12 protein-coding genes are annotated in these 9383 nt (G+C 69.6%); 9 read left to right on the plus strand and 3 right to left on the minus strand.

Annotated features, from left to right (window positions below; genetic code table 11):
* The 3 genes from IP83_RS15975 to modA form a co-directional block, all read right to left on the minus strand.
* On the minus strand, positions 1-490 hold a 490-nt coding region (locus tag IP83_RS15975), incomplete at its 3' end, for an ATP-binding cassette domain-containing protein (RefSeq protein WP_054123228.1).
* Positions 480-1175, minus strand: coding sequence for a molybdate ABC transporter permease subunit (gene modB / locus IP83_RS15980; RefSeq protein ID WP_054123229.1), 696 nt, complete (start codon positions 1173-1175; stop codon positions 480-482). The genes modB and IP83_RS15975, both read right to left, overlap by 11 nt.
* A gap of 15 nt (positions 1176-1190) precedes the next feature.
* On the minus strand, positions 1191-1985 hold the full coding sequence (gene modA, locus IP83_RS15985) for a molybdate ABC transporter substrate-binding protein (protein WP_054123230.1): 795 nt from the start codon (positions 1983-1985) through the stop codon (positions 1191-1193).
* Positions 1986-2113: 128 nt separating this feature from the next.
* Between modA and IP83_RS15990 the strand changes: the two genes are divergently transcribed.
* The 9 genes from IP83_RS15990 to IP83_RS16030 form a co-directional block, all read left to right on the plus strand.
* A complete protein-coding gene (locus tag IP83_RS15990) occupies positions 2114-2818 on the plus strand; it encodes a thioredoxin domain-containing protein (RefSeq protein ID WP_054123231.1) in 705 nt (234 codons plus the stop codon).
* A gap of 419 nt (positions 2819-3237) precedes the next feature.
* Positions 3238-4917, plus strand: coding sequence for a GspE/PulE family protein (locus tag IP83_RS15995; RefSeq protein ID WP_231625082.1), 1680 nt, complete (start codon positions 3238-3240; stop codon positions 4915-4917).
* A 5-nt stretch (positions 4918-4922) separates the two neighbouring features.
* Positions 4923-6128 carry a type II secretion system F family protein gene (locus tag IP83_RS16000; protein ID WP_054123232.1) on the plus strand — a complete coding sequence of 402 codons (1206 nt, stop codon included), beginning with the start codon at positions 4923-4925 and terminating at the stop codon, positions 6126-6128.
* Positions 6125-6553, plus strand: coding sequence for a type II secretion system major pseudopilin GspG (gspG, locus tag IP83_RS16005; protein WP_054123233.1), 429 nt, complete (start codon positions 6125-6127; stop codon positions 6551-6553). The genes IP83_RS16000 and gspG overlap by 4 nt, the downstream gene beginning before the upstream one ends.
* Positions 6554-6556: 3 nt before the next feature.
* Positions 6557-6979, plus strand: coding sequence for a GspH/FimT family pseudopilin (locus IP83_RS16010; RefSeq protein WP_082364774.1), 423 nt, complete (start codon positions 6557-6559; stop codon positions 6977-6979).
* 3 nt (positions 6980-6982) lie between these two features.
* Entirely contained in the window at positions 6983-7354 is a 372-nt protein-coding gene (locus IP83_RS16015) for a prepilin-type N-terminal cleavage/methylation domain-containing protein (RefSeq protein WP_054123235.1), read from the plus strand.
* The gene (locus IP83_RS16020) at positions 7351-8037 is read left to right on the plus strand and encodes a type II secretion system protein J (protein WP_054123236.1); all 687 of its coding nucleotides are present in this window, start codon (positions 7351-7353) and stop codon (positions 8035-8037) included. The genes IP83_RS16015 and IP83_RS16020 overlap by 4 nt, the downstream gene beginning before the upstream one ends.
* Entirely contained in the window at positions 8034-9044 is a 1011-nt protein-coding gene (locus tag IP83_RS16025; protein WP_054123237.1) for a PilN domain-containing protein, read from the plus strand. The genes IP83_RS16020 and IP83_RS16025 overlap by 4 nt, the downstream gene beginning before the upstream one ends.
* Positions 9041-9383, plus strand: a 343-nt coding sequence (locus IP83_RS16030; protein ID WP_197274408.1) for a hypothetical protein, incomplete at its 3' end; no start/stop codon positions are given. The genes IP83_RS16025 and IP83_RS16030, both read left to right, overlap by 4 nt.

A 9383-nucleotide genomic window follows, 5' to 3' on the forward strand; every position in this document is an offset into this window, starting at 1 on the left:
CGAGCGCGGTCAGCGGCTCGTCCATCAGCAGGAAGCGCGGACCCGCCAGCAGCGCTCGACCGATGGCCACACGCTGCGCCTCCCCGCCGGACAGCGTGCGCGGGCGGCGGTCCAGCAGCGGCGCGATATCGAGGAAGGCAGCCGCCTCATCGAGGCTCAGGAAGCGGCGTTCGGGCGGCGCGAGCCGGTGCCCGTAAAGCAGGTTGTCGCGCACCCGGCGGTGGGGAAACAGGCGCAGGTCCTGAAACACCATGCCGCAGGCGCGCTGCTCGGGCGCAAGGTTCACGCCCGCAGCGCTGTCGAACAGCACTTCGCCGCCCACCGCGATCCGGCCCGCCTCGGGCCGCAGCAGGCCGGCAATCGCCTCCAGCACGCTCGACTTGCCCACGCCGGAAGGGCCGACGAGCGCGGTAATCCCGGCAGGCGCGGAAAGGCGGCAGGCAATCGTCCGCTCGCCGCGCCGCAGGGTCACGTCGATCTCAAAGGACATGGCCGCCCCTGCCGCTGCCCGAAGCCCGGCTCAGCGCCTCGGACGCGACGAGCGCCGCCAGCGACAGCGCCACCGCCATCAGCGCCAGCCGCCACACCGCGCTGTCCCCGCCGGGCAGCTGGAGCGCGGCATAGATCGCCAGCGGCAAGGTGCGGGTTTCTTCCGGGATATTGGAGACGAACGTGATCGTCGCGCCGAACTCGCCCAGCGAGCGCGCAAAGCCGAGCACCGCGCCTGCCAGCACACCCGGCGCGGCGAGCGGCAGCGTGATCGTGGCGAACGTGCGCCAGGGCCCCGCTCCCAGCGTGCGTGCCGCCTGCTCCAGCCGGGGATCGACCGCTTCAAGGCTCAGCCGGATCGCGCGCACCATCAGCGGCAGCGCCATCACGGCAGCGGCGATGGCCGCGCCGGTCCAGCGGAACAGGACGCTGACGCCGAACAAGGCAAGGAAGCGCCCGCCCGGCCCCTCCGGCGCGAAAGCGATCAGCAGCAGCCAGCCGATCACCACCGGCGGCAGTACCAGCGGCAGGTGGACCAGCCCGTCGAGCAGGATCTTGCCGGGAAAGCGCAGCCGCGCGAGCACCCACGCAAGGCAGAACGCCACCGGCAGCGCGCCGGCAATCGCGGCAAGGCTCACTTGCAGCGAGAGCACGACGATGCCCCATTCCTCGGCGCTCATGCCCATTGCCGGGGCGTCCGCTCAGCGCGTGCCGAAACCGTACTGGCGGAAGATCGCCTTGCCTTCCGCCGATACGATGAAGCGGCGGAAGCTCTCCGCTTCCGGATTGGATGAAGCCGCCAGGCGGGCGACCGGGTAAACGATCGGCTCATGCGCATTCGCCGGAATCCACCCCGCGACACGCACCGAGCTGTCCGCCCGCGCGTCGGTTGCATAGACGATGCCAAGCGGAGCGGCACCGCGCGAGACGAGTGCCAGAGCGGCGCGCACGTTCTCTGCCCGCGCGATATTGCCCTCCACGCTCGGCCAGACCTTGAGCCGCGTCAGCGCTTCCTTGGCGTAGCGCCCCGCAGGCACCGCATCGGGATCGGCCAGCGCCAGCCGTCCGCCACCCAGTGCTTCAGCCAGCGGAAAGGCGGGCCGTACCACCAGGCTCACCCGGCTGCGGACCGGCGCGACGAAGACGAGCCGGTTGGTCAGAAGGTCGACACGCGTGGCCGAGACGATCAGATTGCGGCCGGCAAGGTAGTCCATCCACTCCTGATCGGCCGAGAAGAACAAGTCTGCCGGGGCCTTTGCGGCAATCTGCCGGGCAAGTGCCGAGGACGCCGCGAACGACAGCACCGGGCGCGGATGCCCCTTCTTCGTCCAGCTGTCCGCCGCCGCCGTCAGCGCTTCCTGCAAGCTCGCCGCCGCCAGTACAAGCGGCCCGCGCGCCTGCGCATGCGCTGGCGGTGCGAGCGCCGCGAGCAGGAGAATGCACAACACGAGACAATGCCGAACATGGCGGAACGGGAACAGCAAGGCGGGCTCCATCAAGCTATATCCCGTGATATACAGTCCTCGCGCAAATTGCCTAGCGCGAATTGGCTGCCTATGCTGCGCGCTGTCGGCGAACCTCACGCTGTCATACCCTTGCCACTGTTTCAGCCGAAGGCCCGCCGATGAACTTTCTCCGACACGCCCTTGTTCGTCCGCTGCTGGCAGGCGCCGCCCTTGCCCTCTGCGCCGCTGCGCCAGCCGTCGCCGCCGATACGGATGCACAATCCATCTGGCATGGCGCCGGTCCGGTCACGCCGGTCGACGCAGCGCGCGAGCCGGTCTACGGCCAGCCTGCCAGTGATTTCAGCGTAATCGTCTGGCTCGATCCGGAGTGCCCCTATTGCAAGGAGTTGGGGCGCACGCCGGAAAAGGTGGTCGATGCAAGCGGCGGCCGGGTCAACCTGGCGGTGCGCCTCCTGCCCTTGCCGATGCATGGGCGCCCTGCCCTGATCGCGGCGGCGACGGCACTGTGCATCGGCCAGCAGACCTCGGCGCCGGCCTATTACCGCTTCCTCGACCGCTATATGGAATTGACCCGCACCAACGGCGCCGGTCTGCCGGAGAAACCGGGGATCAGTGTGGAAGCCTTGGCCAAGGCCGCCGGCGTCGCCGACCTCGCCGCGCTCGATGGCTGCGTCCACGCACCGAGCACGGTCGAGGCGCTCGGACAGGAATTCAACGCAGCCAATGTCGCCGGAGTGACCGGAACGCCCGCCATCGTCGTGCGCGACAATCGCACCGGCAGGGTGGCCATGACCGAGGGCGCCATCCCGCTGGAGGAATTCAACCGCGCGATCCGCACGCTCGGCGCGCAAGGGGCGGATTGAAAAACGGCGGCGGAAGCCGAAGCTGCCGCCGCCAGGATTGGGATGTAACCTTCACTACCGACAGGGAAGTGATACGTTTCGATTATCTGCCCAGCCCTGAATAAAGGATGAATTCGAAGCGCATTGCGAGTATTTGCTCCGTACAGACTGATGCACTTTTTGCAAAAGTCTGATGCATGGCGGCATGGGTGTCCGTCAAACTACGGTGACATAAAGAGTCGCGCCGCGCCCCGGCTTGGCGTAAACATAGCATGTAGCCCGCGTTTTCCGCTGAGTTTCAACGCGAAACAGCGCCGGCTACCCGGCAACGAGGGGGGCGAGGTGGGGATGGAGAAGACACTCGCGGCGGCTGCGAGAGGGCCATTGGCGAGTGGAAGATCCGGGCAATTCCTTTACCACTCGCGATGATAGTACCTGGCATGCGCAACCCTGTCGACGATCCCTCTGTCGCGCTCGTGGCCATCCTGCGGCGTGAGGCCGGGATGACGGAGGAAGCGCTCGCCCGCGCGCGGCTGGTCGAGGGCGAGACGGGCGAAACGCTCGACAAGATCGTCACGCGGCTGGGCCTGATTTCCGAGGCTGCGCTCGCCGATGCCCTCGCCCACGCGCTCGGCTTGCCGCTGGTCGAGCCGGCCCAGTTCCCGGCCGAGACCGCCGCTGTGCCCGAAGTCTCCGCCCCCTTCCTGCGTGATCGCCGGGCTTTGCCGCTGTCCATCGAAGACGGCGCGGTCGTCGTCGCCATGGCCAACCCGCTCGACCGCGAGGCGGTGGACGGCATCGCCTTCGCCACCGGTCGCCGCGTCGAGCCGCGTGTCGCGCGCGGGGGCGATATCGATGCCGCCATCGACCGGCTCTACCGCAGCGACGCCATCCCGACCGAAGTGGAAGACGAAGTCGACGAAGGCGATCTCGAACGACTCAAGGATCTCGTCAGCGACGCGCCGGTGATCCGCGCGGTCAACCGCCTCATCGCCGATGCCGTCGATGCCCGCGCCTCGGACATCCATCTCGAACCGACCGAGGACCGCCTCGCCGTCCGCTTCCGCATCGACGGCGTGCTGCGCGACATGCCCGCCAAGCCCCCCGCCATGCGCGCGCCGGTGGTCAGCCGCATCAAGGTCATGGCCGGGCTTAACATCGCCGAGCGCCGCCTGCCGCAGGATGGCCGCCTGCGCCTCACCGTGCGCGGCCACGAGATCGACCTGCGCGTCGCCACCGCCCCCTCGATCCACGGCGAGAGCGTCGTCATGCGCATCCTCGACCGCGCCAATCTCGCGCTCGATCCCGCAGCACTGGGCTTCGATGCGGAGCTTGCCGCGCAGTTCCTCGCCGCGCTCGCCCAGCCGCATGGCATCATGCTCGTCACCGGGCCGACCGGCTCGGGCAAGACCACCACGCTCTACGCCGCGCTCGCCCATCTCAACGCGCGCGAGCGCAAGCTGATGACGATCGAGGACCCGATCGAATACCGCCTCCCCGGCGTCGTGCAGAGCCAGATCAACCCCGCCATCGGCTACAGCTTCTCCAGCGCCCTGCGGTCCTTCCTGCGGCAGGACCCGGACGTGATGATGGTCGGCGAGATTCGCGATACCGAGACCGTGCAGATCGCGGTACAGGCTGCGCTCACCGGCCACATGATCCTCTCGACCTTGCACACCAACACCGCAGCCGGCGCGGTCACCCGCCTGCTCGACATGGGGGTGGAACCGTTCCTGCTGTCCTCGGTGCTGACCGGCGTCCTCGCGCAGCGGCTGGTACGGCGGCTCTGCCCGCATTGCCGCGAGCCCTATCAGGCGGACCCGGCGCTGCTGGACCGGCTCGGCATCGCCGCCGCGCCGCACGAGCGCCACACCTTCTACCACCCCGTCGGCTGCCCGCAGTGCAAGGGCTCGGGCTATGCCGGGCGCATGGCCGTGTTCGAGTTCATCCGCATCGACCGCGAACTCGGCGCCCTGATCCTCAGCCGCGCCGACACCCGCGCCATAGCCGAGTCCGCCGCGCGCGCCGGCTCCGGCAGCTTGCGCGCAGATGGCATCACCAAGGCCCGCCTCGGCCTCACTGCGCTCGAGGAAGTGCTGCGCGTGGCGAGCGAGGACTGAGCGGCGTGGCGACCTTTCAATACCGCGCGCTTGCCGCCAATGGCGCCGCCGTCTCGGGCCAGATCGAGGCGTCGGGCCGTGCCGACGCCATCGCCACCTTGCGCAAGTCCGGCATGCGCCCGATCGAAGTCGCCGAACCCACAGCCGCGACCACTTCGCGCCGGGGCAAGACACCCGCCCGCTTCGTCACCAATGTCTTTGCCGAACTCGGTGTGCTGCTGCAGGCGGGCCTCCCGCTCGACCGCGCGCTGGCCATCGCGGTCGACAACGTCACCCATCCCCCGCTGCGCGCGCGCCTCGCCGATGTGCTGGCCGCGGTGCGCGAGGGCAAGCCCCTCTCCGCCGCGCTCGCCACCCACCCCGATCTCTTCCCCGGCCTCGCCCCGGCAATGACCGAAGCGGGCGAGGCCAACGGCAAGCTCGGCGAGGCGCTCGCCCGGCTTGCTGGCATGCTGGAGCAAGCCGACGAACAGCGCCGCCAGATCACCTCCGCGATGACCTATCCGCTCATCCTCTGCGTGATCGCCATCGGCGTGATCCTGCTCATGCTCCTGTTCGTCGTCCCCCAGTTCGAGGCGCTGTTCGCCTCCGCCCCGCCCGGCAAGCTCCCCGCCGCTTCGCTCGCGGTGATGGGCGCCAGCCGGTTCGTGCGCGAACATGGCCTGCTGATCCTCGCCGCGCTTGTAGTCGCTGTCCTCGCTGCCCGCGCTGCGCTCGCCCGACAGGGCGGCAAAGTCTGGCTCGACCGCACCATGCTCAAAGTCCCGCAGATCGGCGCGCTTGTCCGCAATATCGAGACGGTGCGCTTCGCCCGCAGCCTCGGTGCGCTGATCGATGGCGGCGTGCCGCTGCCCAGCGCGCTGGCGCTTGCCCGCCGCACGGTCGCCAACCGCCACATCAATGCGGGCCTTGGCGAAGTGACCGACATAGTCCGGCAAGGCGGCGGCCTGGCCGTGCCGCTGGCAGAACGTCAGGTCCTCCCCGCCATGGCCCTCAGCTTCATCCGCACCGGCGAGGAAACCTCGCAGCTCGGCCCGATGCTCGCGCGGCTGGGCACGGTGCTCGACCGCGAGGTGAAGATGCAACTGGAGCGCGTGATCGCCATCGCGACGCCGGTTGTCGTCGTCTCGCTCGGAGCGCTGGTCGCGGCGATTGTCGCCTCGATCCTCTCAGCCATTCTCGGCTTCAACGATCTGGCGGTGGCCCAATGAAAATCCGGAAAACTCCTCCCGTCCGCAACGGCTTCACCCTGCTCGAACTGCTGGTGGTGCTCGCCATCCTCGGCCTGCTCGCGGCCATCGTCGGGCCGCAAGTGATCAAGTATCTCGGCAGCTCGCGCAGCGAGACGGCGGCGGTGCAGGTCAAGAACGTCGATGCGGCGCTCAAGCTGCTGCGGCTCGATGCCGGGCGCTATCCCAGCGCGCAGGAGGGGCTGCAGGCGCTCGTCACCCAGCCGCCGGGCATGGCCGACTGGCGCGGGCCCTACTTGCCCAATGCGGCGGCGCTGACCGATCCCTGGGGCAATCCCTATCGCTATTCCGTCCCCGGCAAGCACGGCGAAGTCGACGTCTATACGCTGGGTTCCGACAATGCCGAAGGCGGCAGCGGCGAGGCCAAGGATCACGGCAACTGGTAAGCCATGCACCGCGCCGCTCCCTCCCTTCCCCCACCTGCCGTGCGCGGCTTCACGCTGCTCGAGATGCTCGTGGTGCTGGCGATCACCGGATTGATCGCGGGACTGCTCTATCCCCGGATCGAGACGGCGCGCGGCGCCGTACAGCAGCGCCTGCTCCGCGAACAGGTCGTGGCAGGCATGGCGGCGGCCCGGTCTGCGGCCATGCGCAGAGGCGTTCCGGTGGCGCTGAGCGCAGACGCCTCGGGGCTGCTGATCGCCGATACGCGCCGCATTACCATTTCGACCACCGCACCACTGTCGCTGCAGCCCCGCACCGTCCTGTTCTACCCCGATGGCAGCGCGACCGGCGGACGGCTCACGCTCGGCACCGGCCGCGCGCAGACCATCTTCGACATCCCGCGTGTCGGCGCCGGAAAGGGGGCCTAGGCGATGCAACCGGGTCCCAAGGAGCGCGGCTTCCTGCTGGTCGAGGCGCTGGTGGCGCTCGCCATCGCTGCGCTGATGGCAGCGCTGGTCTACGACACGGTCTGGCAGATGGGGCGCACCGCGACCGTCGCCGCCGATCAGCGGCAGGCGCTCCTGCTGGCGCGCTCGGTGCTGGCGGCAGCAAGCGTGCCGGGCCCCGGCTCACCGATCCCGGCGCGCGGCACCGATGGCCGCCTCGCCTGGGCGATCACCAGCGAAGCCTATACGGAGGCGGCGGCGGATGGCCTCGCGCTGCGGACGGTGCGCGTCGAAGTCAGCGATGCCGCCTCTGGCCGCACCCTCGCCCGGCTCACCTCGCTGAAAGCCCGGCAATGAGCGCCGCTGCCCTCCCCCGCCGCGCCCGGCACGACGCCGGCTTCACGCTCGCCGAAATGCTGGTCGCGCTCGCGCTGTTCGGCATGATCTCGGCCCTGATCGCGGGCGTGGTGAACCTGATCGCCCGGCTCGACGGCTCCGCACAGCGGCAGTCCACAGCACTCGAACAGGTCGTTTCCGTGCAGACCGTGCTGCGCGCGCGGCTCGAACAGATGCGCACGCAAGTCGATCCGCGCGGGCTTGGCGATACGATCGCATTGGTCGGCTACCCCGAAGAGCTGACCTTCACCGCGCCCGGTTTCGCTGCGGATGGCGCGCACCAGTTGCAGGCGCTGCGCTTGCGCCGAACTCCGCGTGGCGAACTTGTTCTGTATACTGTGCCGCTGCTGGCGGGCCGCGATCTCGGTGCCTCGTCGGTGGATGGGTGGAATGCAGCCCCGCTGCTGGACGGCGTCGAGCGGCTCGACATCGCCTACTACGGCACCGACCGGATCACCGGACGCGACGCGTGGCAGAGCCGCTGGCAGGCCCGCGCGCAGCCGCCCAAGCTGGTGCGCATCCGCCTCGCCTTCGCCAAGGGCGATGCGCGCCCATGGCCGGTGCTGATGGTGCGGCCGCTCAGCGGGGTGCGCCTCGGCTGTCAGGGCGGCCGGAAGACTTTCGACTGCGCAGAGACGCCATGAACCTCTCCGAACTGCTCAATTCGGACATGACGACGCTGGCGCGGCTTGCGCGCGGCGGGTTCGACTGGTGGCTGCACGAACTGGCGGAGCTGCTCCCGGCGGGCGTGGTCAGGAGCAGCGGCCTCACCGCATGGCACCGCTATGAGCAGGGCGCCGTGATCGCGGCGAGCCGCCGAGGCGTCGACACGCTGGTGATCCCGCCCGAACTGTGCCTCGTGCGCACGCTCACCCTGCCGCGCCTGCCGCAAGCCGATCTCGCGGCGCTGATCGCGCTCGATGCCGACAGGATCATGCCCGTCCCGGCGGACAGCGTGGTGATCGGCATCCGCACGCTGGGGCCTGCCGACACAGCCGGCAGCGGGGCAGACATGGTGCGCGTGCAAGTCGGCGCACTTCCGATAATCCGCGCGCGCGAGATTGCCGAGGCCGCGCAGGCGGCAGGCGTCGTCCCCGCGCACATCGGTCCGCTCGATGCAGCGGGCGAGCGGACCGATTTCGATCTGGCACCGGCGATGCGCGAGGCTGGCCTGCTGCCCCCGCGTCCCGCCGTCGCACGGTTCTGGTGGGCTGTGGTGGCCGTGCTGCTGCTTGCCAATATCGGCACGGCAGTGCTGCGCGATCAGCAGCAGGTGGACCGCCTGCAGGCGCTTGTCGATACACAGGCCCCCGCACTCATGGCCGTCCGGCGCATCGAGGACCGGGTGATCGGCAACGGGCGGATCGTGCAGGCGCTCAATGCCAAGCGCACCGCAGGTCAGCCGCTGCGGCTGATGGCCAAGGTTGGCACCGTGCTGCCGGACAAGGCCTGGATCCAGCGCTTCGAATGGGATGGCAAGGCCGTGCATCTGGCAGGCTATGCCGCGCCGGGGGTCAATGTCGTCGCCGCGCTCAAGGCCTCGGGCCTCTTCGCCAGCGTGCGCGCCAATCGCGCCGAGGCTGAAGCGCAGAGCGAGACCGGGCGCCCCTTCGATATCGTGCTCACCCCGCGCGGGAGGGACGGCGAATGAGGTTGCTCTCGCCCCGCGAGCGCAAGCTTGTTGCCGTGCTGATCCTCGTGCTGGCGGCCTCGCTGGTGCTGACCGTGGTGATCGGCCCGCTGGTTTCAGGGTTCACCGAGCGCGCCGCGCGGCGGGACGCGCTGGTGCAGACGTTCCATGCGAACGAGAAGCGCATCGGTTCGCTGAGCGCCCTGCAGGCCGAGGCCGAGCGGCAGGTGGGCGAAATGCGCGCGCTGTTCATGGCGGCCCCCGATGCCGACGAGGCGGGCGAGGCCTTGCGCGATCGGATCGAGGCGGCGGCCCTCGCGGCGGGCGGCGACGTGAAGACCTCCGAAGCCCTCCCCGCCG

Source organism: Novosphingobium sp. AAP93 (assembly GCF_001296055.1).
GTDB lineage: Bacteria > Pseudomonadota > Alphaproteobacteria > Sphingomonadales > Sphingomonadaceae > Novosphingobium.